A 23,402-nucleotide genomic window follows, 5' to 3' on the forward strand; every position below is an offset into this window, starting at 1 on the left:
CTTCTCCCTCTCCTTTGGGGAGGGCTAGGGTGGTGACATTACTGCAACAATTTCTTCCGCACCCTACTCGAAGCGATTTTTGAAGCAATGAGCCCCAAAACGGTAATCGTCACAAAAACCACTACCACGTTTATTAATTTGAATTTCACGGGATACGGCAGGGTTTGGGTAATGTTCACAAACCCAAACTGCAGTTGCGCCCACACCAGTAAAATGCCCAAACCAATACCCAACAAGCCGCCAAGGGTGGTCATGAGCGTGCCTTGTAAAAAGAATATTTTCCGGATGTCTTTAACCGTGGTTCCTAGGTTGTAAAGAGTTTTAATATCTTTTCGTTTGTCGAGAATCATCATAATAATGGAACCTATTACATTGAATAGTGCAATAATAAGTACCAAGGTAAAAATGAGGTATACGGCAATGTTTTCAGTATTCAGCATTTTGTAGAGCGCATCGTTTTGCTGAATGCGATTTTTAATGAGGACTTTTTCTGAAAAAATAGGTTGAATTTCTGCTCTAATGGCTTCTTCTGAAACATTAGGCTTCAATTTCAACTCAATGGAAGAAACGGTGGTGCTGTCCAATTTCAGTAAATCACGTGCAAAACCAATATCGCTGAACACGTATTTGCTGTTCAATTCTTCGTTTACGTCATAAATTCCTGAAACCACGGCATTTTTTTTGGTAAAGGCGTTGGCAACATCGGTCGCAACTATTTGTCCGGTTCCCGGGCGTGGTACGTAAATATTCAACAAATCGGAATAATCATTGACCCCCAAGGACAGTTTATGGGCAATGTTAAAACCAATCACCACTTCTTGTTGGCCGGGCGTAAACCAATTGCTTAAAAATAAAATACTATCGGTTGGGTTTACCGCATTATAGTTTTCGTCCACGCCTTTTATGTAAGCAATATGGTTTCTTCCTTTATACTGAAGAAAAACACGTTCTTCAATGACTTTTGAAAAGCTTTCAATTCCATTGATTTTTTTTAGTTGTGCTTCAGAAGCTTCAGAAAAAGTGATGGTTTTTCCGCTTTTTGGGTAGATTTTTAAATCACTATCGAAAACAGTTGTAAACTGAAGGCTGAAATCTTTCAGGCCTGAAAAACCCGAAAGCACGATAAACAATGACATTGCACCTACTATAACCCCCACAGCGGCAATACCGGTAATGATATTAATGGCATTATTGCTGCTTTTTGAAAACAAATACCGCTTAGCGATGTAGAGCGGAAATTTCAAGCTTACAGTTTTTTTCTTTTCGGGAGCAAATCTGGGTTATCAATAGGGTTTTCTTGATCCTTTACCGCTTTTTCTATATTGTCGATGTATTCCATAGAATCATCGTTGTAAAAAATGAGATCAGGCATTTTCCGAAGCTGGTGTTTGGTGAGCTGCGCAACTTGGTGCTTAATTTTTGGGGTTAGTTGTTTTAGCTCCTTGATTAAAGCCTCGGCTTTATCGGAAGGGAAAACGCTCACATATACCTTGGCAATGGAAAGATCGACCGTCACCGAAACTTTAGATACGGTTAAAATGGTGCTCAGTTGTCCCGACTCGCGGAGCAGTTCCTGTAATACTTTGGCCAGGTCGTTTTGCAGCACGCCTGCTATTTTTTTTTGTCTGTTGCTTTCTGTTGTACTCATAATGCAAAAATAGGACAATTAAAACGAACACTTGCTTAATTAACAGTTCCTTCTGTTTAAAATATGAAAAAAGAATTTTTTTCTTCTGAAATTTACAAAGAAGCTACTGTAAAGATTTAGTAATTTTGAAATAGAAAAAGAGTTTAAGAGATGGATAAAATTGAACATATAGGCATTGCCGTTAAAAATATCAGTGAAGCAAATAAGGTGTATACCCGTTTGTTAGGATATGAGCATTATAAAACCGAAAATGTGGAGCGGGAAGGCGTAACCACTTCTTTTTTTAAATGTGGTGAAAGCAAAATTGAACTTTTGGAAGCTACCAATCCCGATAGTCCCATTGCAAAGTTCATTGAAAAAAAAGGCGAGGGGATCCACCACATCGCGTTTTCCGTAAAAAATATAGAGAAAGAAATTGAACGGCTAAAACAAGAAGGTTTTACAGTAATCAATGAAGCCCCTAAGAAAGGAGCCGATAATAAATTAGTGGTTTTTTTACACCCAAAATCGACCAACGGCGTGCTAATTGAGCTGTGTCAAGAAATGGAATAATGTCTTAAAATTGTAATAATCGTAAAAAAATGTTTGCAATAACTACAAAGTGTTTTACATTTGCAGGCAGTCCGGTCCCATAGCTCAGCTGGTTAGAGCACCTGACTCATAATCAGGGGGTCCATGGTTCGAGCCCATGTGGGACCACTTTTTTTTGAAATAGCTTTGAAATTCAAGTATTGCGGAAAGTTATTAATTGTAAATCTGTTTCTTGGGCGAGAAGTTTATGCTGAGCGCAGTCGAAGTGAGCCCATGCGATGTGCTGAGCAGCGTCGAAGTATGGAACCACTTTTTTTATACAGCCTATAACGTTCATAATTTACTGATAGCTATTTACACTGCGACTGTCGATTCTCCAAGAATCAAGGCTGTGCTTTTTTCGGGAAAAGCTTGTTGTTATAGTGTTTACTTTGGACAAGCTGTTAAATTTTGGCTTTATATAAAAACTCAAAAACAATCTTTCTTAGTTAATTTGAAATACTATTATAGAAGAAAATGAGTTAATAAATACTCGATGACTTTGATTTTAATAAAAAAATAGTATTTTAGCCCCCTATATGTATATGCGACCCCAAATCGTTTTCATAGTATCCCTTGCACTCAGCTTGTTTAGCAACGTGGCTGGTTTTGGTCAGTCCATATCTGAACGTTCTGGGCCTCCAACACCTCCTCCTCCTGGACCTCCTCCTCCTGGACTGTCAGTCGATAACAATATACTTTTACTTATAGCAATTGGATTGATGCTAGGAATCTATTTCCTCATTAAAAAATACCGTTCTAACGATATCCCTGCGTAATACGGTTTACGTATTTCCCCACGACATCAAATTCCAAATTAACCGTCGTACCTACATTAATGGTGTTAAAATTGGTGTTCTCGTAAGTATAAGGGATTATGGCCACGCTAAATTCGTTTTCTTTAGAGTTTACCACTGTTAAACTTACCCCATTGATGGTAATGGAGCCTTTTTCAATAGTTACGTTTCCTTTTTCTTCTTTGTAAGTAAAAGTGAATACCCAACTTCCATCTGCTTCGGTAACCGATGTGCAAACCCCGGTTTGGTCCACGTGACCCTGAACGATATGGCCGTCTAAGCGGTCGCCGAGTTTCATGGCACGTTCTAAATTTATGAAATCGCCCTCAGCAAGTTGACCAAGGTTGGTTTTTTGCAGGGTTTCGTCAATGGCCGTGACCACGTAGCTGTTGCTTTTTACCTTTATAACAGTTAGGCAGACGCCATTGTGTGCGACACTTTGGTCTATTTTTAATTCCGAAGCCAGGCTGCTTTTTATTTCAATATGGAGGTTGCTGCCTTCTTTGGTCAGTTTTTTAATTTTTCCAAGCTGTTCAATAATTCCTGTAAACATCCTTAAATTGGTTACATTTGTATTGCAAAAATAGAAATTAAAAACCGCATTGACCGTTATGGCGAAGAAGGAAAAAACAATTGTAGGCATTTCAATAGGCGACCTTAATGGAATAGGCAGCGAAATCGTTTTAAAAACCTTCCAAGATCCTCGAATGTTGGAGTTTTGTACGCCGGTTATTTTTGCTTCGGTCAAGCTGATGTCTTTTTTTAAAAAGAAATACAAGCTCGACCTTAGCCTGCACGGGATCGATTCGCTCGATAAAATTGCCCATAAAAAAATAAACGTGTACAATGTATGGCAAGAACACGTGGACATCAATTTTGGGACAGCAGATAAAAAAATTGGGGAATACGCCATAAAATCTCTTAAGACAGCCGTTTCAGCATTAAAAGAAAAAAAAATAGCGGTCTTGGTAACGGCGCCAATCAACAAATCGAACATTCAATCGGAAACGTTCAATTTCCCCGGCCATACCGATTATTTGGCGCAGGAACTTAAAGGCGACAGCTTGATGTTGTTGATTTCAGGAAACCTGCGCGTCGGGTTGCTCACCGATCATGTGGCGGTAAAAGACGTGGTTAAAAACATCACTTCCGAAGTAATAGAGAAAAAAATAAACACGGTCCATGCGACTTTAAAACAGGACTTTGGCATACGAACGCCCAAAATAGCCGTGTTAGGGATCAACCCGCACACAGGCGACAACGGGGTGATTGGCGATGAAGACGATACGGTTTTAAGGCCCAGCCTGGAAATTTTGCGGGAAAACGGCAAACTGGTTTTTGGCCCTTATGCTGCCGACAGCTTTTTTGGCTCGGGCAACTATAAAAATTTCGATGCCATTATAGCCTCGTACCACGACCAAGGCTTAATCCCCTTTAAAACACTTGCTTTTGGAAAAGGGGTTAATTATACAGCAGGTCTCAACCGGGTGCGTACCTCCCCAGACCACGGTACGGCTTATGATGTAGCGGGTAAAAATGAAGCCGATCACGAGTCGTTCAAAGAAGCTGTGTTTGCTGCCATTGCAATTTATAAGAAGCGCAAAGAGTATAAAAAACTCACTAAAAACCCGTTAAAAGACCACTCTAAAAAGGGGTTTTCAAAAAAGAAACGCTAAATTAATTCACTATTCAAATAATTTTTTATCTTTGCACCCGCCTTACAAGTAAGGTGGGAATGAGAAATTGGTGTGATTATGAAGGAATTGAAAGAGTTTACCATCCCTTTTGTAGGGTTGAAAATAGGCGAACACTGGTTTGAGTTTACAATAGAAAAACCGTTCTTTGAGCATTTTGAGTACAACGAGTTTAACGATGCCGGTGTAAAACTGAACGTGTTGTTGGTAAAAAAAGCAACGCTTTTGGAATTTACCTTGTATTATAAAGGCACGGTTAACGTAAATTGCGATGTTAGCAACGAACCGTATGACCAAAAAATAGATGGCCAATACAGATTCGTGGTAAAGTTTGGCGAAGACAATAATCTTGAAGATGAAGATTTACTGGTCTTGCCCTACGGAAGCCACGAAGTTAACATACAGCAGTTTGTGTATGAATCCATTATCTTGGCGGTACCAATAAAAAAGGTGCATCCCGGCATAGAAGATGGAACGTTGAAAAGCGACATACTCGATAAACTTGAAGAATTGCGCCCAAAAGCAAAAAACGAAAATCCAGAAGGCGATCAAATTGACCCGCGCTGGAACGAATTAAAAAAACTATTAACGGATAAATAATATAGAGCGATGGCACATCCTAAAAGAAAAATCTCAAAAACAAGAAGGGATAAGAGACGAACACATTACAAAGCTACTGCCCCTCAAATAGCTACCGATCCAACAACGGGCGAAGCGCACTTGTATCACAGAGCACACTGGCACGAAGGTAAGTTATACTACCGCGGACAGATTGTAATCGATGCTGTAGAAGAGGTTGAGGCGTAGTACATTCAAACTTAAAACAAGCAACTCTCACATACCAGTGGGAGTTTTTTGTTTTTAAACTCCCAAACGTTAAAAACACCCCATTTTACCCTCCATTTTGATGAATTTTTAGTAATTTTCACTTCCTTTAGAAGGTTCTCAAGCCTTTTAAGTGAATTTAATTCAAATCTATGAACAAAATCACAGCAGCAGTTACCGCTGTAGGTGGCTATGTACCGGACTACGTCCTTACCAATGAGATCCTCGAAACCATGGTAGAGACCAACGATGAATGGATCACAGCCCGTACCGGAATTAAAGAACGTAGAATTTTAAAAGATAAAAATAAAGGAACCTCTTTCCTAGCGATTAAAGCGGCAGAAGATCTTCTTAAAAAAAGCAAAACCGACCCCAAAGATATCGATATGGTGATTATGGCAACCGCCACACCCGATATGCCGGTAGCGGCAACAGGCGTTTACGTGGCCACCCAAATAGGTGCCGTAAACGCTTTTTCGTATGATTTGGTGGCAGCTTGTTCCAGCTTTCTATATGGTATGTCAACCGCCGCTAGGTATATCGAGTCTGGAAGGTATAAAAAAGTGTTATTGATAGGTGCCGACAAAATGTCTTCGATAATTGATTATGAAGACAGGACTACTTGTATTATCTTTGGCGATGGAGGGGGAGCCTTGCTTTTTGAACCTAATGAAGAAGGGTACGGCCTCCAGGATGAAGTGTTAAGGAGCGACGGAATAGGAAGGCAAAGCCTGAAAATTGACGCTGGAGGCTCTATATTACCCGCTTCGGCAGAAACAGTCGCAAACAAACAACATTATGTATTTCAAGATGGAAAAACAGTGTTTAAATTTGCGGTTTCAAACATGGCCGATGTAAGTGAAAAAATAATGAACCGTAACAACCTTTCCGGGGAAGATGTGGATTGGCTGGTGCCGCACCAAGCCAATAAACGCATTATCGATGCGACTTCGAAACGGATGAACCTTCCTTCAGAAAAAGTGATGATGAACATCCACAAGTACGGCAATACCACCTCGGCCACCTTGCCGTTGTGCATCTACGACTATGAAAAACAATTAAAAAAAGGGGATAACCTGGTATTTGCTTCCTTTGGGGGCGGTTTTACCTGGGGCGCTATTTATTTAAAATGGGCCTACGATCCTAAATAAACAAGAACGATTAAACCAACGAACGATATGAAGCTAAAAGAAATTCAAAATTTAATCAAGTTTGTGGCAAAATCTGGAGCCAGTGAAGTAAAACTTGAAATGGACGATGTAAAAATCACCATCAAGACTGGCACCGAAGACGGGAAAGAAAAAACCACGTATATTCAGCAAGTGCCCGCTATGCCCGCCCAACCACAGCAACCGGCACCAGCGGCAGCTCCACAACAAACCGAAGCCCCAGCCGCCTCGGCTCCAGAAAGCCAAGAAGCTGCCGGTGGAGACGATAACTCTAATTACATTACCGTAAAGTCGCCTATCATCGGGACATTTTACCGCAAACCCTCTCCAGACAAAGCTGTATTTGTTGAAGTGGGCGACACCGTAAAAGAAGGCGACGTGCTGTGTGTTATTGAAGCGATGAAACTGTTCAACGAAATTGAAAGTGAAGTTTCCGGTAAAATAGTAAAAGTATTGGTGGACGATGCCTCACCGGTAGAGTTCGACCAACCACTTTTCTTAGTAGATCCATCTTAGTACAAATTCCAAAGTTCAAATCACAAATCCCAAAAGGGTTGGAATTTGTTTTTTGTTTTTTGATATTTCAGAAAAAGTTATGTTTAAAAAGATATTGATTGCCAATAGGGGAGAGATCGCACTTCGAATAATCCGTACCTGTCGCGAAATGGGCATTAAAACGGTAGCCGTTTACAGCAAAGCAGATGAAGAAAGCCTTCACGTGCGTTTTGCCGACGAAGCGGTATGCATTGGTCCTGCCCCAAGTAATGAAAGCTATTTAAAGATTTCAAATATTATTGCAGCGGCCGAAATAACCAATGCCGATGCCATTCATCCGGGATATGGGTTTTTGTCTGAAAATTCCAAATTCTCGAAAATATGTGAAGAACACGACTTTAAATTCATAGGTGCCTCGCCCGAAATGATCGATCGTATGGGCAACAAGGCAAAAGCCAAAGCTACGATGAAAGAAGCGGGAGTACCTTGTGTCCCAGGTAGCGATGGCGTAATCCCAGATTTTAAGACTTGTAAAAAAATTGCCAAAGAAACCGGTTATCCCGTTATGCTTAAAGCCAGTGCAGGAGGCGGAGGAAAAGGAATGCGCGCCGTTTGGAAAGAGGAAGACCTCGAAGCCGCTTGGGAGTCGGCCCGTCAAGAAAGTAAGGCCGCTTTTGGCAATGACGATATGTATATGGAAAAACTTATTGAAGAGCCACGCCATATCGAAATACAGATTGTGGGCGACAGCAAAGGCAAAGCCTGCCATTTAAGTGAGCGCGATTGCTCCATACAACGCCGTCACCAAAAACTCACCGAAGAAACCCCAAGTCCGTTCATGACCAAAAAGTTGCGGGAAGAAATGGGAAAAGCAGCCGTAAAAGCCGCAGAATACATAAAATACGAAGGAGCCGGTACCATCGAGTTTTTGGTGGATAAACACCGCAAGTTCTATTTTATGGAAATGAACACCCGTATTCAAGTTGAGCACCCAATTACCGAGCAAGTAGTGGATTACGATTTGATTAGGGAACAGATTTTAGTGGCTGCAGGTGTGCCTATTTCTGGTAAAAACTACCTGCCAAAACTCCATGCAATTGAATGCAGGATCAATGCCGAAGACCCTTACAACAACTTTAGGCCTTCCCCGGGAAAAATAGAAGTATTGCACGCTCCCGGCGGGCACGGTGTGAGACTCGACACCCACGTATATGCAGGCTATATCATTCCGCCTAACTACGACTCCATGATCGCAAAATTGATTACAACAGCGCAAACCCGGGAAGAAGCGATCAACAAAATGAAACGGGCATTGGACGAGTTCGTAATCGAAGGCATAAAAACCACCATTCCTTTCCATAGGCAGTTAATGGACGACCCGGCGTATGTAAGCGGAAACTACACCACAGCTTTTATGGACGACTTTAAAATGAACGAACCGGAAGAGGAAGAGTAGATAATTTTATACTAAGTTAAAAGCATCAAATTCTAGAAAGAATTTAATTTCTTTGGAGTTTGATGCTTTTTTTATTGACATTTACTGAATTTAACAAATATAGGTAAAGGTTGCTGAGTGTTTCGAGGAACGAGAAACGTATCGAAGTGACCGATACTAACTTCAATATAAATGACCTTATCCTATTGGGAACATAAAATGTGGCTTCAAAACATCGATTATGCCATTGTCGGCAGCGGGTTGGTGGGGCTTAACTGTGCTTTAGCTTTAAAAGAAAAACACCCAACGGCAAACATCACGGTTTTTGAAAAAGGCATGTTACCCAGCGGCGCCAGTACTAAAAATGCAGGTTTTGCCTGTTTCGGTAGTCTTTCAGAAATACTGGACGATCTTTCAACACATTCCGAAGAAGAAGTCATCAACCTCGTAAAAGAACGTGTGCAAGGCTTACAATTGCTTCGGAAGAACATAGGCGATAAACAGCTTGACTTGAAACATTGCGGCGGGTATGAATTGTTTACGGAAGAAGATGGCGAACTCTTTAAACAATGTAAATTACAATTGCACACCATCAACCGTCTTTTAATACCTATTTTTAATGACGATGTGTTTTCAATTACCGAAAATGCTTTTCAGTTTAAAAAAATTCAACCGCAACTAGTGTTCAACAAATTTGAAGGGCAAATAGATACGGGAAAAATGATGCACGCTTTGCTTCAGAAGGTTTACAAAGCTGGGATTACCGTTTTAAATTGCGCTGAGGTTACGTCGCTTTCGCAAGATAATGAGTCCGTTTCCTTTCAGCTTAACAATTCAATAAATGTATCGGCAAAGAAAGTCTGTATTGCCAACAACGGTTTCGCCAAACAGTTATTGGACGAAGCAGTGCAACCGGCCCGTGCCCAAGTTTTAATTACCAATCCCATTGAAAACTTGCATATTAAGGGAACATTTCATCTGGACAAAGGCTATTATTATTTCAGGAATATCAATGACCGAATCCTTTTTGGCGGCGGCAGAAACCTGAATTTTAAAGGAGAAGAAACCACTGAAATGATAACTACAAATCAAATTCAGAATAAATTAGAAGAACTTTTAAATACCACCATTTTACCGAAAACCACTTTTGAAATCGATAGACGGTGGAGCGGTATTATGGGTGTTGGAAAACAGAAGAAGCCAATTGTCAAAGAAATTTCCCCAAATATATTCTGTGCGGTCCGCCTTGGCGGCATGGGCGTGGCTATTGGCACTGCAATGGGATATAATTTAGCAAAACTGGCGAGCAGATGAAACGGTTCTTCAAATTTATTTTAAAACTAGTAATCTGGTTTATCGTTATTACGGTTGTATGGGTCGTGGCATATAAATTTGTTCCGGTTCCCTACACGCCTTTAATGGCAATACGCTCCTATAACGGAGGTGAAAACTATGAGACCAAACACCAGTGGAAATCCATGGACGGCATCTCCGCCTACTTACAATTGGCCGTAATCTGTGCCGAGGATCAAAACTTTATGGCCCACAATGGTTTTGATTACGATGCCATTGAAAAAGCCTATAAAAAGAACCAAGCGGGCAAAAAACTACGCGGTGCCAGCACCATTTCGCAACAAACGGCAAAAAACGTTTTTTTATGGCCAGAGCGGAGTTGGTTCCGGAAAGGAATGGAAGTGTATTTCACGTTTTTAATCGAAACCCTTTGGAGCAAGGAGCGCATCTTAGAAGTGTACCTCAACAGCATTGAAATGGGTGACAGTGTTTTCGGGGCAGAAGCTGCCGCACAGTATTGGTTCAACAAAAACGCCAAAAACCTATTAAAACGTGAAGCTGCCGCCATTGCCGCTATTTTGCCCAACCCCCGGAAATATCGCGCATCCCCAGCTTCAGCTTATATTGAAAAAAGAACCTCTTGGATTGTACAACAAATGCGTTATTATGGTACTTTTACCTTAGAAGAACGAAAAGAAGATGAATGGACAAAGATTTAAAAACTGCCTTGTTGAACCAGTGCAAAAATGTTGTTGAAAACCGTTACAACAAAATAAAACAAACCATCGCCGGTATTGAAGAATCGCTTTTTGAAGAATCTAAAAGCAGCGCGGGCGACAAACATGAAACTGGCCGAGCGATGCTGCAAATAGACCGCGAAAACGCAGGGAAGCAATTACAAGAGATTGAAAAACTGCAGCAGTTGGTTCGTAAAATTGACGTCAACTCAAAGTCAGATTACGTTCGGTTGGGAAGTTTGGTGTACACCAATCAAGCCACCTATTTTATGGGTATTTCAATTGGTGCGGTAACGGTTGGGAAAACTTCTTATATATGCGTGGCGTTAAATTCGCCCATCGGGCAATTGCTTTCCGGGAAGAAAAAAGGCGAAAACTTTATGTTCAATGAAAAAGAATACACCATTAAAAGTGTGGTGTGATTTTTCTCATAAAAATCAACCGAAATGAACCTTTTCAGTAATCTGAAGCATTTTCTTGCTTATGGAAAACAACCAATGCAACTGTTCCCGAACCAAATGGGCTTCTTGAAATTGCCGCTCCAATTTTGGATGTACCGATGCGGGCAGGTCTGGATTTTCGGTGGTGAACTTTGGGAGTTCTTGTTTAAAAAATTGAGTTTTTTTGGTTACATCAATTGCTGTCGGATTATGTTCTTTCCGCTGTAAAACCGATATAATATGCCCTAAATATTCATCATTATGTTTTGCAGCTGTGGTAAACCGGCTAGAGGCTTCGGTCGTGGGATTGTTTTGAATATAGGTGCTCAACGAGGCCAAAGACGATAAAAAAGTATGGTTCAGCACGACCAGCTCATAAATTTTTTCCAAGTTTTTTTGTTTCGATTTTGGATCCTGCGTCATTCGCTGAAAGGAAGCACTGAGGTTAGACATTTCTAAAAACGCCTTTTTTCGGGAAAGCTTAAAACTGGTGGGCAACTTTCCTTTTTCTTCATAATAAGCTGTGATTTCCGAAAGGAATTCCCTGTTTGCCGTAACGCTTTTTTCAATACTTCCCTTAATGTCCATAAACTCCCAAGCCGGCCACAATAAAAAGGTAGCAGCTGTGGCCAAGCCGGCACCAATCAAGGTGTCCACTACCCTAAACTGAATGACCGTCAACACATCTGGACTGATGAGTGCATAGATAAAAACCACACTCAACGTAATAAAAGTAGCGCCAGTTTTATAGTTTTTTTGGATCATGGCAAGTGCCAGCACCAACGAGCCTATACCCAATATGGCATATACGTAGGTGTTTTGGGTAATTAAAACTACAGCCACGGCAATAACGCCACCAATTAATGTCCCAATAGTACGCTCTTTGGTACGGGTTTTTGTAAGTCCGTAGCTTGGTCGCATGATCACGATCAAGGTCAACATAATCCAATACGGGTTTTGAAAATCGAAAAACACCCCAATTAAATACCCTACGATCATCGTTACGGCCAAGCGGAGAGAATGCTTAAAGATGGCCGATTTAAAACTGAAATTGCGCACCAACAGTTTAGGGTCGTAATCTTGTGTAGTTACAAAGCGCTTTGCAACATCGTTTTTAATAAAGGTGAGTTCCCGTGGATTGGGATTGCGCAACAACCATTTTATTTTCTGAATTTTTTCAATTTGGTTTTCCTGATATTCCAACAAGTTTTGTAGCATTAAATACCCTTCATACTCTTCGGGTTTACCACTCGATTTCAGTAGCGCAATGTCTTTTTCTATGTTTCTGAAGAGGGGAAGTAATGCATTGTTCTTCGGAATTTTTTTAGTGTTTTGCCCTGCTTCAGAAATAAGGCGCATCTGTTTGGACATTTCAAAAAGCAGCTCTTGGAAGTCTTTTATAAATTCCGGATGGTGCTGCAAAAGCGCATCCATTTTGTTGTAGTTCACTGGGTTTGCCAGTGCCGCTTCCATAATGTCCACCAGCTCTACAAATACCAACAGCCGTTTGCTTTGGTACCCTGACCGTCCGGAACTTTTACGCGAAGAAATCAATATTTCGCGCAGGGTTTCGTGGGTGTCGTTCATGTCGTTTTGCAGTTCTAAAAGCTGGGATTGCAATTGGTCCCTGTCACAATTTGGCCCTACCAATTTTCCGCGTATTTCCAAAAACTCGGCAGTTTGTTGGTAGATTTCTTTGAACAGTTCTTCCGTTTGGCCTTTTGGGTTTATATAGTGCCATAAAGTTGCCAATAGTAAATACCAAAGACCTCCCAGTCCAATATAAAGGGCGTATTCATAAATTTCCAACCGGTCCACTTCATGGGCGAAACTCAACACCAATGCCAGTAGGCCCGAAAAACTGATAAGCGAAGCCCGAAACCCAAAAATTGAAATATATGAAATAGCAAAAGCCAATACCCCTAACACCAATAAAAGCAACCACATAGTGAACGTTGTAAGGTATTCGCCAACAAAACTCACCACCATAATAAGCACGATGGAAAACAAAATACCGATGGTTTTGTGCCTAAAACTGCCACTTATGTCGCTGGGCGAGCTCCAAAAAGCCCCAAAAGCGAGAGCGAGGGCTATTTCAGAAAAATCAAACTTCAATCCGATGATAATGGGCAGCGTGAGCGATATGCCCACCAAAATGGCTTTTGAAAAGTTGGTGCTTTTCAAAAACTCCATAAAATCGTTTAAGTTGGCCGAAATGGTTTTTGTTAGGTTCAAAATCGTGATGGTTCAACTGCAAAGGTACTGCGTTGTTAAGGTAACTACGTTAATCTTTTCTGAAAAAACCTAAAAATCAATATAACACCCACAGATGTGCATAAACAAACTTGTAACTTTAATGAAAAGTGATTTTAAAAAAAATATAAAATGATGAACAAGACCATATTACTGAAAAACAGACCAAAAGGAAGACCAACCCTTGACGATTTTGAATTTAAGGAAATCGAAAAGCCAAGTCCAAAAGAAGGGGAAGTGTTGTTAAAAACAAAGTATGTTTCCGTCGATCCGTATTTGCGCGGCAGGATGCGGGATGAAAAATCGTACATAGAACCGTTTCAACTGAATGAACCCGTAGAATCGGGTATTATCGCTGAAGTAATAGAGAGCAACTCGGAAAATTTTAAAAAAGGCGATTACGTAAACGGAATGTTGCAATGGAAGCAATTTCAAACCTCTAATGGAAAAGGGCTTCAAAAAGTAGATGGCAGCAAAGCCCCATTATCGGCGTATTTAGGCGTTTTGGGACTCACGGGAATTACGGCTTATTTGGGTCTAAAAAAAATTGGTGACTTAGAAAAAGGCGAAACGTTGTTGGTTTCTGGCGCTTCAGGAGCCGTGGGAACGGTTGTTGGCCAAATAGGAAAAATTAAAGGCTGTAAAGTGGTCGGTATCGCCGGAACCGATGAAAAAATAAAAACCATTAAGGAGAAATTTCATTTTGATGAAGGCATCAACTACAAAACCACCGATAATATGAAGAAAGCCATTGCCGAAGCCTGCCCCAACGGCGTGGATGTGTATTACGACAATGTGGGCGGTGAAATATTGGATGCCGCTATGGCGAATATCAATTACAACGGCCGGGTGGTTTGCTGTGGTGCCATTTCGCTGTATAATAAAACCGAACAGCCCACAGGTCCAAGGCACGAAACCACCTTAATTAAAAAAAGCGTATTGATGCAAGGCTTTACTGTACGTGATTACCAAGAAGAATTTCCAGCCGCAATTCAACAGTTGGCCACTTGGTTACAGGAAGATAAATTGACGTATTCTGAAACCATCGTGGAAGGATTTGACGAAATACCGCAAGCTTTTATAGATTTGTTTGATGGGAAAAATAAAGGAAAAATGATTGTAAAAGTATAGCCGTCATTTAATTTAAAAGTTTATTAATGACTTGCTAAAACCTACGTTAAAAGCCGTTAACGTGGGTTTTTAGTTTCTGTATTATTTGTATTTTACAGCTATGGAAAAAGTATTAGTAGTGGGTGCCAACGGTACCACAGGAAAAAAAATCGTTGATATTTTAGATGAATACAGAAATTATGAACCTGTAGCCATGATCCGTCACCAAGACCAAGCGGAGCAATTTAAAAAGAAAGACATTGAAACGGTTATGGGCGATCTCGAGAAAAACGTAAGCCATACCGTAACGCGAATTCATAAAATTGTATTTGCGGCCGGATCGGGAGGTGATACGCCCAAAGAAAAAACCACCGCCGTAGATCAAGAAGGTGCCAAAAAACTGATTGACCTTGCCGAAATTGCAGGGATTAGAAAATTTGTCATGTTAAGCGCCATGGGAACTGATAATCCAGAGGAGCACGAGAAGTTGCAACATTATTTAGAAGCCAAACAAAACGCAGACCAACATTTGCGCAATAGTGGTATGGACTATTCCATAGTACGTCCCGGAGCCTTGACCAACGAAAATGGGACCGGAAAAATAAAAGCAGCCAAAAAACTGAACGAACGCGGAGAAATCACAAGGGATGATGTGGCCGAAACTTTGGTCGCTGCGCTTCACGATACGACGGCAACGAATAAAACCTTTGAAATTTTACAAGGCGATACCGAAATTGAGGATGCGTTGAAGGAAATTTAATGTAGATATTTAAAAGACCACTGTCATTCAGAACGTAGCGTAGCGAAGTGAAGAATCTTTCCCAAACACGATATAGATTCCTCAGTCGTTCCTTCTTCGGAATGACAACGGTCTAATTATTTACTATTTAATTTCAGTAAGAAACACGCTTTTCCCTGTTTCAATTTCATCAATATGATTAAAAAAGATAGGATTTCCCTTATAAATAGCTTCAATTAAATAATGACTTCCTTTAAAGAAAGAAGTGGTGACTTCGACCTTTATTTTAGTTTCTTTTTCAGAAATTGTCAGTTGATGTGGCAAAAAAATTCTATCACCTGAAGGCACTGTTTCTGGCGGAAGCACGGTAACATCGCCAAAAAAACCGGCTTGATATGCTGTTTTTAGATTGTTGTAAATGGTTTCCGGTTTTCCGAAACGTTCCATCTTCCCTTCTTTCAACAATAGTAATTCATCTGAAAAAGCGAGCGCTTCTTCCGCATCGTGGGTGGCCGTGATGCAACTGATGTTTTCTTCTTTTAAATACCTGAACAGACTTCTGCGCAACTTATTTTTTCGGAAGGTATCGATACTGCTAAATGGCTCGTCCAACAACAACAATTTCGGGGCTTTGGCAAGGGCTTTGGCCAAAGCAACCCGTTGTTTTTGTCCGCCACTGAGGTTTATAACTTTTCGGTTGCCAAAAGCTTCTAAATCGACTACGTTCAAAAGTGTGTTTACCCGATCACTTTCTTCCTCAGGGTTTAATCTAGGCAAATGTTCTGCTATATTTTCTCGAACAGTGATAAAAGGCATCACGTTCAGTTCTTGAGCGACCAATTTCATAAACGGCTCGCCAGGGATGAGGGTGTGATGGGGGCCTTTTAATTGTTCCCCTTCCCAAGCAATCCTTCCATTATCCAAATGCAACAACCCATAAATTAGATGAAGCAAGGTTGATTTCCCGCAACCGCTTTCGCCTAAAACGGCCAGATGGTTGCCACGTTTCAGCTTAAAATTAATATCCTGAAGGATTGCTTTTGAAGCATATGAAAATGATTGAATGGAAACGGACAACATAAAGTTATATATTGAAAAAGGCTGTCAACTTACATTTTTAATTCAGTTGACAACCTTTTATGATTTTGAAAAGTCTGTTTACTCTTTTACTTCTTTATTTACTTTTTCAGGCAACACTTCGTAACCCATATTGTAGAGCGTAAAACCGTAAATATCGGCGTATTGGTCTATGGTTTTGCTTACTGGCGTTCCCGCACCGTGGCCGGCATCGGTTTCAATCCGGATCAATACCGGGTTGTCGCCAGTTTGATGTTCTTGCAGTTCGGCGGCAAATTTAAAACTGTGCGCTGGCACCACACGGTCGTCGTGATCGCCTGTTGTTATCAAGGTTGCGGGATACTCCACGCCATCTTTAACATTGTGAACAGGGGAATAACCTTTTAGATATTCAAACATCTCTTTGCTGTCTTCGGCGGTTCCGTAATCGTACGCCCAACCGGCTCCGGCTGTAAAGGTGTGGTAGCGCAACATGTCCAACACCCCAACGTCTGGTAAGGCCACTTGCATTAAATCTGGGCGTTGTGTCATCGTCGCTCCAACTAATAAACCACCGTTAGAGCCTCCTCGAATGGCTAAATAATCACTGGAAGTGTAGTTGTTATCTATTAAATATTCGGCAGCGGCAATAAAATCGTCGAACACATTTTGCTTTTTCATCTTGATTCCTGCTTTGTGCCATTTTTTACCGTATTCACCTCCGCCGCGCAAATTGGGAACCGCATAGATACCGCCTTGTTCCATCCATACGGCATTGGTAATGCTAAAGCTTGGCGTTAAGCTTATGTTGAAACCACCATAGCCATACAGAATTGTCGGGTTTTTTCCGTTGAGCTCAATCCCTTTTTTGTGGGTAATGATCATCGGGATTTTGGTACCGTCTTTCGAGGTATAAAAAACTTGTTCGCTGGTATAATCTTCCGGATTGAAGTCTATTTCAGGTTTGCGGAACAATTCTGAAGTACCTTCTTCAATATCATATTTATAGATGCTTCCTGGCGTTACATAATTGGTAAAGTTGTAAAACAGTTCTTTTTCGTCTTTTTTAGCGCCAAAGCCGCCGGCGCTTCCTACGCCTGGCAGTTCTATTTCACGTACTTTATTTCCGTCGTAATCATATTGATATACTTTTGAAACGGCATCGACCATATAATTGGTAAAAATATAACCACCCCCTGTTGATGGGTTCAGCACGTTTTCGGTCTCTGGGATAAAGTCTTCCCAGTTTTCAGGTGTTGGATTTGCGGCATCGACCGTCACAATTTTTTTATTGGGCGCGTTGAGGTTGGTAACCAAATAGAGTTTGGTGCCGTCGTTGTCCAATAAATAGGTGTCGCTATCGGTATGGTCTAAAATCGTGACCAATTCGCTGTCCGGCTTGGTCAAGTCTTTTAAGAAAAGCTTGTTGCCAGAAGTGGAAACACTGGCGAGTATAGTAAGATAGCGATTGTCTTCTGAAACGTTTCCACGAACGTATCTATGTTTTTCTGCTTCGGTACCACCAAAAACCAATTTATCTTCTTTTTGAGAGGTTCCCAACTTGTGATAATATAATTTATGTTGGTCGGTTTTTGCCGAAAGCTCGCTTCCTTTTGGTTTATCATAACTGGAATAGTAAAAACCGTCATTTCCATTCCAAGACAGTCCGCTGAATTTTACATCAATAATGGTATCCTCTACTATTTCCTTTTTCTCGGTATTCATGACGAGCACTTTTCGCCAATCGCTTCCACCTTCCGAAATACTGTACGCAGCGGTTTTCCCATCTTCAGAAAAGCTTAGGTTGTCCAAAGAGATGGTACCATCGTCTTTAAAAGTGTTGGGATCCAAAAACACTTCAGCAGTATCGGGGTCTTCCCCGGTTTTGTAGCGATAGACCACGTATTGATTTTGCAGGCCATCGTTTTTATAGAAATACGTATAATCGCCCTCTTTGAAAGGGGCGCTTACTTTTTCGTAATTCCAAAGGGTCGATAGTCGTTCTTTTAGAGCATCGCGGTATGGAATATTGTCTAAATATCCGTAGGTGGTTTTGTTTTCACGCTGCACCCAATCGGCCGTTTCCTCGCTGCGGTCGTCTTCCAACCAGCGGTACGGGTCTTTTACTTCGGTGCCAAAATAGGTGTCAACGGTATCTACTTTTTTAGTTTCGGGATACGTCAACGCAGTAGTTTCTTTAGATTCTTCTTTGCAAGCCACAATGGTAAGCCCAACAACAATGGGAATTATAAGTTTTTTCATAATAAAATATTTAGTCCTTATTCCACTTTTCCATTTTGCAAAGTGAGCATGTAGGACAAGTAATCGGTAAATGTAATAAAAACCGAAATTATAAACTATTTTAGTTTAGGCAGACTTGCTTTAACGGACGATCAATATTGAAACAACGGTCTATAGACCTTCCAATACTTATAGATTAAAATACCGTTGATTACCGAAATAACGATGGCATTTGCAATGGCCGGGAGGTCTAAAAACAAATGGAACAACAATATGTTCAAACTTATGGGAGCCAATAACAACAAGGCAAAGGGCACCCATTTTTTGATCAATAAGAGCAGACCGATAAAAACTTCAAAAGCTCCAAGAACGGGCAGCACGTATCCAGTGGCTTTTAAAGATTGCATGAAATCTGCCGCATGTGCGGGCAATTGAGGAATGGGCATAAAACCGATAAATTTATTAAGGCCAAAAACGAGCAGACCCAGCGCAAGGATGATGCGCAGGATGGTAGTAAAAGTTGAGTTCATAAGGTTGGTTGTTTAGTGTTTTCTTTTTAAATATACTGAAAAATAAAAAACCCCGTCACCAAATTATTGATTACGAGGTTAAGAGACGTTCTTTAGAAAATCTATACTAATTTGTTCTCTACTAAATATTCAGCAATTTGTATGGCGTTGGTTGCGGCCCCTTTTCTTAAATTATCACTCACAATCCACATGTTCAAGGTGTTGGGCTGGGTTTCGTCGCGCCTTATCCTGCCTACAAAAACCTCATCCTTATCGTGCGCATACACTGGCATAGGATAGGTGTTGGTATCTGGATTGTCTTGTACAGTAATACCTGGCGTGTTGTGGAGTTCTTTTCGAATATCGGTCAAGTCAAAATCATTTTCAAATTCCACATTGACCGATTCGCTGTGTCCACCGGCCGTAGGGATACGCACCGCAGTGGCCGTTACCGAAAAACTGCGGTCATTCAATATTTTTTGGGGCTCGCGTGCTAGTTTCATTTCTTCTTTGGTATACCCATTTGCTTCAAAAACATCACAATGGGGCAAGGCATTTTTATGAATGGGGTACGGATAGGCCATTTCGCCTTTTACACCGGTCATTTCATTTTCCATTTGCCGTACCGCTTTTACGCCGGTTCCTGAAACTGATTGATAGGTAGAAATAACGACACGCTTCATGGTATATTTTTTATGAAGCGGCGCCAACGCCATCACCAATTGAATGGTTGAGCAATTAGGGTTAGCGATGATTTTATCTTCTTTGGTAAGCTCATTGGCATTAATTTCTGGAACAATCAATTTTTTATCAGGGTCCATTCGCCAAGCGGAAGAATTGTCGATGACGGTAATGCCCGCTTCTGCAAATTTTGGCGCCCAATCCAACGATGTGCTTCCCCCAGCCGAAAATATGGCGAGTTGCGGCTTGGCTTTTAATGCATCGTGCAAAGAAACTATTTTATACTTTTTATCCTTAAAAGAAATTTCTTTTCCCACAGATCGTTCCGATGCTACGGGCAAGAGTTTGCTAATAGGGAAGTTACGTTCTTCGAGTATTTTTAAAAGCACGGTGCCTACCATTCCCGTGGCACCTACAACGGCTATTGTCATGGTTTACAAATTTGAAGCAAAAATACATGCTAAAGATTTATTTTTCTGAAATATATCAAAAAAAGACCCTCCTTCGCTGAAGCTATGGAGGGTTTAATGAATATTAGCAGTGTAGCAGTGTAGCGGTGTCCCTGAAATTTTCAGGAACCGAAAAATCTATTTATTCTGTTTTTTCAATTCGTCACGAATTTCGGCCAACAGTTCTTCTTGTGTAGGGCCTTTAGGTTCGGCAGGCGCTTCTTCTTTTGGCTTTTTGGTTTTGTTGTAGGCTTTAACAATTAAAAACAATACAAAACCTACAATAATCAAGTTGATAATGGCATTGATCCATTTTCCATACATTACAGCGTTTTCGGGTTTAACCACTTCGCCGTCGGCACCTACCACTGCTTCATCGAGCACGAATTTCATATCGGCAAAGTCCAGTCCGCCAGCAAAGTGCCCCACGATTGGCATCATAATATCGGTAGTAAATCCTTTGACTACCAAGCTAATGGCACCGGCTAAAATAACGGCAACGGCTAAGTCTATCACGTTGCCCGTCATAATAAATTTCTTGAATTCTTTTAACATGTTGATTGGTTTTAGGGTTAACAACAGGCAATTTATATAAAAAACCCATTTAACGGCAGCAACTGATATTTATTTTCGACAAACAACCCGTTTTACACGTTGCGAGACCCCTGTGATGAGTTCGTAGGGGATGGTGGCGATTACTTGCGAAAGCTCATCGGCCGAGGGGTTTTCGCCAAAAACGATTACTTCATCGCCTTCTTCGCAATCAATATCGGTAACATCGATCATGATCATGTCCATGCACACATTCCCAATGATAGGCGCTTTTTTGCCGTGCACGGTCACCCAGCCCCTTTTGTTGCCAAAAATACGTTTAATACCATCGGCGTGACCAACTGGCAAAGTTGCTGTCTGCGTGGTTTTGGTGGCTTTAAACGCACGGTTGTACCCTACGGTTTCGCCCTCATTTACGGTGTGGATTTGTGAAATGACTGTTTTTAACGTAGCCACCGGTTTTAAGTGTTTGTTTTCTTCTGGGTCGTTGCCAAAGCCGTAGAGGCCAATTCCCGTCCGCACCATATCGTATTGTGCTTCAGGATAGTTTAAAACTCCTGATGTGTTCAACATATGGCGTAATGGTTTATAACCAATGTTGTCAATAATTTTTTCTGAAATTTTTTCAAACTGTGCAATTTGGGATTCAGTAAACACCTTTTCCGAAGCATCTTCACTCGCCGCTAAATGACTGAACATTGATTTAATTTTTACGCTTTTCGTATTAGAAACTTTTTCAGAAATAAAATCAAGATCGTCTGCAAGAAACCCTAATCTATTGAGCCCCGTGTTGAATTTTAAATGCACGGGATACTTAGATAACCCTTCTTTTTCGGCAAAGGCAATAAACGCTGTTAGCATAGCACGGGAATATATGGCAGGCTCTAAGCAATGGTCCACGATTTGCTTAAACGTAGCCGGGAGCGGATGCAACACCAAACAAGGGGTTTCAATGTCCGCTTTACGAAGTGCAACCCCTTCGTTGGGATATGCAACGGCAAAATAGGAAACGCCCAAGGCAACCAATTCCTTGGCAATCGCCGCCGAATCGCTTCCGTACCCAAAAGCCTTTACCACGCCCATAACGCGCGTGCTTTTCTCTATTTTTGAAGTGAGGTACCGATAGTTTTGCGCCAAGGCGTTTAAATCGATCTCTAACACTGTTTCGGTTGCTTTATGCATAAACTATGCTTGCTTTTTGGGCGGCAATTGCTGAGGTTCTTTTACGTTCATTTTCTTGACCTTATCCCGTAATACCGCTTTGTAGTAAGCGGCACGGCTCAAGGGCTCGTATTCTTCGGTTTCGCCAAGCAAGACCAAGTCATCGCTTTTTGCTTTCCTGAAACTATAATGCGCCAAGTTTCCGGTACGGGTGCATACGGCATGTACTTTGGTCACATACTCTGCAGTGGCCATTAAATTGGGCATAGGACCAAACGGATTGCCTTTAAAATCCATATCGAGCCCGGCAACGATGACACGAATACCACGGTTTGCCAAATCGTTACAGACTTGCACAATCTCGTCATCGAAAAACTGGGCTTCGTCAATACCAATTACATCGCAATTATCGGCAAGCATCGGGATGTTTGCTGCAGCCGGTACCGGAGTGGAGCGTATTTCGTTGCTGTCGTGCGAAACCACCTTTTCCTCCTCGTAACGAACATCGATGGCAGGCTTGAAAATCTCTACCCGTTGCCGCGCAAATTTGGCACGTTTCAGCCGGCGGATAAGTTCTTCTGTCTTTCCTGAAAACATTGAGCCACAAATAACTTCAATCCAGCCAAATTGTTCTTTTTGATTAACGGTATTTTCAAGAAACATACTTCAATTTTAGAATAAAACGCAAATCCTTGACGTTTACATATAGGATGCGTAAATTTAACAAAACAAAATACAGTAAAAACACATCATTTTAAAAAGTTATGAAGAAGCAGCTTAGAAAGCAGGTACGGGCGTTGATCGAGAAACTTTCAGAAGAAGAAAAACAATTCAATACCACCGCTATAAAAAACATAGTGGGCAACTTATATGAAAAATTGGCTGTTTTGGAGTATATGGAGCATCAAATTGATTCAGATACGGCTGAAACGGCTTTCGATTCTAAAACGTTTAGGGAACAAAACTGGTTTAAAGAGCCCGAGCCTGTTCCGCAACCCGAACATGAAGAAGACCTTGTAGAACCGTTAATGGAAAAAATAAAGGATATTGTGGCACAGATGCCAAAAGAAGCCGATAGGGTGGACCAGTTGCTGGAAGATATCCTTCCGAAGAAAAACCTTCAAAAAAACGACAAAAATGAGTTGGAAGATTTTGCCGAACAATACCAGCAAATGCCAACCTTTGAACGTAAAACTGTTGGCGATCGGCAAAATACCGAGACAGAAAACCACACTTCTAAAAATGGTACGTCCAAGGTTGCCGAACTGGCCAACAGAAAGGAACCCAAGAAAAAATCGGTCAACGAAGCGGTGAATACAGGCTTGCAAATTGGCCTTAACGACCGTTTGGCTTTTATAAAACATTTGTTTGATGGCAACGCCAACGATTATACCCGGGTACTGTCGCAAATAAATACAATGAAATCGTACGATGAAGCCGAAAGTTTCATAAAAGGAAAAATAAAGCCCGATTACAACTACTGGCTCAACAAAGATGAATACGCCGATCGCTTTATGGCCGTGATAGAGAAAAATTTTAAGTAAGCCC

At 41.2% G+C, this 23,402-nt stretch carries 24 protein-coding genes and 1 tRNA gene; 14 read left to right on the forward strand and 11 right to left on the reverse strand.

The window, feature by feature from the left end; genetic code table 11:
- Nucleotides 1–38: 38 nt before the first annotated feature.
- Both DDV96_RS07200 and rbfA read right to left on the reverse strand, forming a co-directional pair.
- Nucleotides 39–1,244 (reverse strand): ABC transporter permease, encoded by a 1,206-nt coding sequence (locus DDV96_RS07200; RefSeq protein ID WP_116694087.1) that lies wholly within the window; start codon nucleotides 1,242–1,244, stop codon nucleotides 39–41.
- A 2-nt stretch (nucleotides 1,245–1,246) separates the two neighbouring features.
- Nucleotides 1,247–1,648 carry a 30S ribosome-binding factor RbfA gene (gene rbfA / locus DDV96_RS07205; protein ID WP_116694088.1) on the reverse strand — a complete coding sequence of 134 codons (402 nt, stop codon included), beginning with the start codon at nucleotides 1,646–1,648 and terminating at the stop codon, nucleotides 1,247–1,249.
- A 150-nt stretch (nucleotides 1,649–1,798) separates the two neighbouring features.
- On the opposite strand from rbfA, the gene mce reads away from it, so the two are divergent.
- Nucleotides 1,799–2,200, forward strand: coding sequence for a methylmalonyl-CoA epimerase (mce, locus tag DDV96_RS07210; protein WP_116694089.1), 402 nt, complete (start codon nucleotides 1,799–1,801; stop codon nucleotides 2,198–2,200).
- A 73-nt stretch (nucleotides 2,201–2,273) separates the two neighbouring features.
- Nucleotides 2,274–2,347 (forward strand) — tRNA-Ile (locus tag DDV96_RS07215).
- Between the two features lie 630 nt (nucleotides 2,348–2,977).
- On the opposite strand, the gene DDV96_RS07225 is transcribed toward DDV96_RS07215, so the two are convergent.
- Nucleotides 2,978–3,568: a riboflavin synthase gene (locus DDV96_RS07225; protein WP_116694091.1), complete on the reverse strand. Its 591-nt coding sequence runs from the start codon at nucleotides 3,566–3,568 to the stop codon at nucleotides 2,978–2,980.
- Nucleotides 3,569–3,626: 58 nt separating this feature from the next.
- Here DDV96_RS07225 and pdxA point away from each other — a divergent pair, with 58 nt between their 5' ends.
- The 9 genes from pdxA to DDV96_RS07270 all read left to right on the forward strand — a co-directional run bounded on the left by pdxA (nucleotide 3,627) and on the right by DDV96_RS07270 (nucleotide 11,085).
- Entirely contained in the window at nucleotides 3,627–4,691 is a 1,065-nt protein-coding gene (gene pdxA / locus DDV96_RS07230) for a 4-hydroxythreonine-4-phosphate dehydrogenase PdxA (protein WP_116694092.1), read from the forward strand.
- A gap of 78 nt (nucleotides 4,692–4,769) precedes the next feature.
- Nucleotides 4,770–5,309 carry a YceD family protein gene (locus DDV96_RS07235; protein WP_116694093.1) on the forward strand — a complete coding sequence of 180 codons (540 nt, stop codon included), beginning with the start codon at nucleotides 4,770–4,772 and terminating at the stop codon, nucleotides 5,307–5,309.
- A gap of 9 nt (nucleotides 5,310–5,318) precedes the next feature.
- A complete protein-coding gene (gene rpmF / locus DDV96_RS07240; RefSeq protein WP_116694094.1) occupies nucleotides 5,319–5,516 on the forward strand; it encodes a 50S ribosomal protein L32 in 198 nt (65 codons plus the stop codon).
- Between the two features lie 170 nt (nucleotides 5,517–5,686).
- Nucleotides 5,687–6,685: a beta-ketoacyl-ACP synthase III gene (locus tag DDV96_RS07245; protein ID WP_116694095.1), complete on the forward strand. Its 999-nt coding sequence runs from the start codon at nucleotides 5,687–5,689 to the stop codon at nucleotides 6,683–6,685.
- A 27-nt stretch (nucleotides 6,686–6,712) separates the two neighbouring features.
- Nucleotides 6,713–7,219, forward strand: a complete 507-nt coding sequence (gene accB / locus DDV96_RS07250) for an acetyl-CoA carboxylase biotin carboxyl carrier protein (RefSeq protein ID WP_116694096.1) — start codon at nucleotides 6,713–6,715, stop codon at nucleotides 7,217–7,219.
- A gap of 79 nt (nucleotides 7,220–7,298) precedes the next feature.
- Entirely contained in the window at nucleotides 7,299–8,654 is a 1,356-nt protein-coding gene (gene accC / locus DDV96_RS07255) for an acetyl-CoA carboxylase biotin carboxylase subunit (protein ID WP_116694265.1), read from the forward strand.
- A gap of 171 nt (nucleotides 8,655–8,825) precedes the next feature.
- The gene (locus tag DDV96_RS07260; protein WP_116694097.1) at nucleotides 8,826–9,947 is read left to right on the forward strand and encodes an NAD(P)/FAD-dependent oxidoreductase; all 1,122 of its coding nucleotides are present in this window, start codon (nucleotides 8,826–8,828) and stop codon (nucleotides 9,945–9,947) included.
- The gene (mtgA, locus tag DDV96_RS07265) at nucleotides 9,944–10,645 is read left to right on the forward strand and encodes a monofunctional biosynthetic peptidoglycan transglycosylase (protein ID WP_116694098.1); all 702 of its coding nucleotides are present in this window, start codon (nucleotides 9,944–9,946) and stop codon (nucleotides 10,643–10,645) included. Before DDV96_RS07260 ends, mtgA begins: the two co-directional genes overlap by 4 nt.
- Entirely contained in the window at nucleotides 10,630–11,085 is a 456-nt protein-coding gene (locus DDV96_RS07270; protein ID WP_116694099.1) for a 3-oxoacyl-ACP synthase, read from the forward strand. Before mtgA ends, DDV96_RS07270 begins: the two co-directional genes overlap by 16 nt.
- A gap of 15 nt (nucleotides 11,086–11,100) precedes the next feature.
- On the opposite strand, the gene DDV96_RS07275 is transcribed toward DDV96_RS07270, so the two are convergent.
- Entirely contained in the window at nucleotides 11,101–13,338 is a 2,238-nt protein-coding gene (locus tag DDV96_RS07275) for an FUSC family protein (protein ID WP_240607688.1), read from the reverse strand.
- Between the two features lie 153 nt (nucleotides 13,339–13,491).
- Between DDV96_RS07275 and DDV96_RS07280 the strand changes: the two genes are divergently transcribed.
- Nucleotides 13,492–14,487, forward strand: a complete 996-nt coding sequence (locus tag DDV96_RS07280) for an NADP-dependent oxidoreductase (RefSeq protein WP_116694267.1) — start codon at nucleotides 13,492–13,494, stop codon at nucleotides 14,485–14,487.
- A 100-nt stretch (nucleotides 14,488–14,587) separates the two neighbouring features.
- Nucleotides 14,588–15,226: an SDR family oxidoreductase gene (locus tag DDV96_RS07285; protein ID WP_116694268.1), complete on the forward strand. Its 639-nt coding sequence runs from the start codon at nucleotides 14,588–14,590 to the stop codon at nucleotides 15,224–15,226.
- Between the two features lie 123 nt (nucleotides 15,227–15,349).
- Here DDV96_RS07285 and DDV96_RS07290 read toward each other — a convergent pair whose 3' ends face one another.
- From DDV96_RS07290 to DDV96_RS07320, 7 genes are all read right to left on the reverse strand, one after another.
- Nucleotides 15,350–16,285, reverse strand: a complete 936-nt coding sequence (locus tag DDV96_RS07290) for an ABC transporter ATP-binding protein (RefSeq protein WP_116694100.1) — start codon at nucleotides 16,283–16,285, stop codon at nucleotides 15,350–15,352.
- Nucleotides 16,286–16,363: 78 nt separating this feature from the next.
- Nucleotides 16,364–18,523, reverse strand: a complete 2,160-nt coding sequence (locus DDV96_RS07295) for a prolyl oligopeptidase family serine peptidase (protein WP_116694101.1) — start codon at nucleotides 18,521–18,523, stop codon at nucleotides 16,364–16,366.
- A 131-nt stretch (nucleotides 18,524–18,654) separates the two neighbouring features.
- Nucleotides 18,655–19,032, reverse strand: coding sequence for a DoxX protein (locus DDV96_RS07300; RefSeq protein WP_116694102.1), 378 nt, complete (start codon nucleotides 19,030–19,032; stop codon nucleotides 18,655–18,657).
- A 101-nt stretch (nucleotides 19,033–19,133) separates the two neighbouring features.
- A complete protein-coding gene (locus tag DDV96_RS07305) occupies nucleotides 19,134–20,123 on the reverse strand; it encodes an aspartate-semialdehyde dehydrogenase (RefSeq protein WP_116694103.1) in 990 nt (329 codons plus the stop codon).
- A gap of 156 nt (nucleotides 20,124–20,279) precedes the next feature.
- On the reverse strand, nucleotides 20,280–20,696 hold the full coding sequence (gene mscL, locus DDV96_RS07310; RefSeq protein WP_116694104.1) for a large conductance mechanosensitive channel protein MscL: 417 nt from the start codon (nucleotides 20,694–20,696) through the stop codon (nucleotides 20,280–20,282).
- Between the two features lie 69 nt (nucleotides 20,697–20,765).
- On the reverse strand, nucleotides 20,766–21,875 hold the full coding sequence (alr, locus tag DDV96_RS07315) for an alanine racemase (RefSeq protein ID WP_116694105.1): 1,110 nt from the start codon (nucleotides 21,873–21,875) through the stop codon (nucleotides 20,766–20,768).
- Nucleotides 21,876–21,878: 3 nt separating this feature from the next.
- On the reverse strand, nucleotides 21,879–22,517 hold the full coding sequence (locus DDV96_RS07320) for a thymidine kinase (RefSeq protein ID WP_116694106.1): 639 nt from the start codon (nucleotides 22,515–22,517) through the stop codon (nucleotides 21,879–21,881).
- A 101-nt stretch (nucleotides 22,518–22,618) separates the two neighbouring features.
- On the opposite strand from DDV96_RS07320, the gene DDV96_RS07325 reads away from it, so the two are divergent.
- Nucleotides 22,619–23,398, forward strand: coding sequence for a hypothetical protein (locus DDV96_RS07325; protein ID WP_116694107.1), 780 nt, complete (start codon nucleotides 22,619–22,621; stop codon nucleotides 23,396–23,398).
- Nucleotides 23,399–23,402: the final 4 nt, after the last annotated feature.

Origin of the sequence: Marixanthomonas spongiae, assembly GCF_003095375.1 — a bacterium.
Classification (GTDB): Bacteria; Bacteroidota; Bacteroidia; order Flavobacteriales; family Flavobacteriaceae; genus Marixanthomonas; species Marixanthomonas spongiae.

Coding starts and splice junctions, on each gene's coding strand:
- DDV96_RS07305 (WP_116694103.1), bottom strand. CDS start 20,123: ATGACAATAGCCGTTGTAGGTGCCACGGGAATGGTAGGCACCGTGCTT.
- DDV96_RS07290 (WP_116694100.1), bottom strand. CDS start 16,285: ATGTTGTCCGTTTCCATTCAATCATTTTCATATGCTTCAAAAGCAATC.
- alr (WP_116694105.1), bottom strand. CDS start 21,875: ATGCATAAAGCAACCGAAACAGTGTTAGAGATCGATTTAAACGCCTTG.
- pdxA (WP_116694092.1), top strand. CDS start 3,627: ATGGCGAAGAAGGAAAAAACAATTGTAGGCATTTCAATAGGCGACCTT.
- DDV96_RS07245 (WP_116694095.1), top strand. CDS start 5,687: ATGAACAAAATCACAGCAGCAGTTACCGCTGTAGGTGGCTATGTACCG.
- mtgA (WP_116694098.1), top strand. CDS start 9,944: ATGAAACGGTTCTTCAAATTTATTTTAAAACTAGTAATCTGGTTTATC.
- rbfA (WP_116694088.1), bottom strand. CDS start 1,648: ATGAGTACAACAGAAAGCAACAGACAAAAAAAAATAGCAGGCGTGCTG.
- rpmF (WP_116694094.1), top strand. CDS start 5,319: ATGGCACATCCTAAAAGAAAAATCTCAAAAACAAGAAGGGATAAGAGA.
- DDV96_RS07300 (WP_116694102.1), bottom strand. CDS start 19,032: ATGAACTCAACTTTTACTACCATCCTGCGCATCATCCTTGCGCTGGGT.
- mce (WP_116694089.1), top strand. CDS start 1,799: ATGGATAAAATTGAACATATAGGCATTGCCGTTAAAAATATCAGTGAA.
- DDV96_RS07320 (WP_116694106.1), bottom strand. CDS start 22,517: ATGTTTCTTGAAAATACCGTTAATCAAAAAGAACAATTTGGCTGGATT.
- mscL (WP_116694104.1), bottom strand. CDS start 20,696: ATGTTAAAAGAATTCAAGAAATTTATTATGACGGGCAACGTGATAGAC.
- DDV96_RS07270 (WP_116694099.1), top strand. CDS start 10,630: ATGGACAAAGATTTAAAAACTGCCTTGTTGAACCAGTGCAAAAATGTT.
- DDV96_RS07260 (WP_116694097.1), top strand. CDS start 8,826: ATGACCTTATCCTATTGGGAACATAAAATGTGGCTTCAAAACATCGAT.
- DDV96_RS07325 (WP_116694107.1), top strand. CDS start 22,619: ATGAAGAAGCAGCTTAGAAAGCAGGTACGGGCGTTGATCGAGAAACTT.
- DDV96_RS07285 (WP_116694268.1), top strand. CDS start 14,588: ATGGAAAAAGTATTAGTAGTGGGTGCCAACGGTACCACAGGAAAAAAA.
- DDV96_RS07280 (WP_116694267.1), top strand. CDS start 13,492: ATGAACAAGACCATATTACTGAAAAACAGACCAAAAGGAAGACCAACC.
- accB (WP_116694096.1), top strand. CDS start 6,713: ATGAAGCTAAAAGAAATTCAAAATTTAATCAAGTTTGTGGCAAAATCT.
- DDV96_RS07225 (WP_116694091.1), bottom strand. CDS start 3,568: ATGTTTACAGGAATTATTGAACAGCTTGGAAAAATTAAAAAACTGACC.
- accC (WP_116694265.1), top strand. CDS start 7,299: ATGTTTAAAAAGATATTGATTGCCAATAGGGGAGAGATCGCACTTCGA.
- DDV96_RS07295 (WP_116694101.1), bottom strand. CDS start 18,523: ATGAAAAAACTTATAATTCCCATTGTTGTTGGGCTTACCATTGTGGCT.
- DDV96_RS07235 (WP_116694093.1), top strand. CDS start 4,770: ATGAAGGAATTGAAAGAGTTTACCATCCCTTTTGTAGGGTTGAAAATA.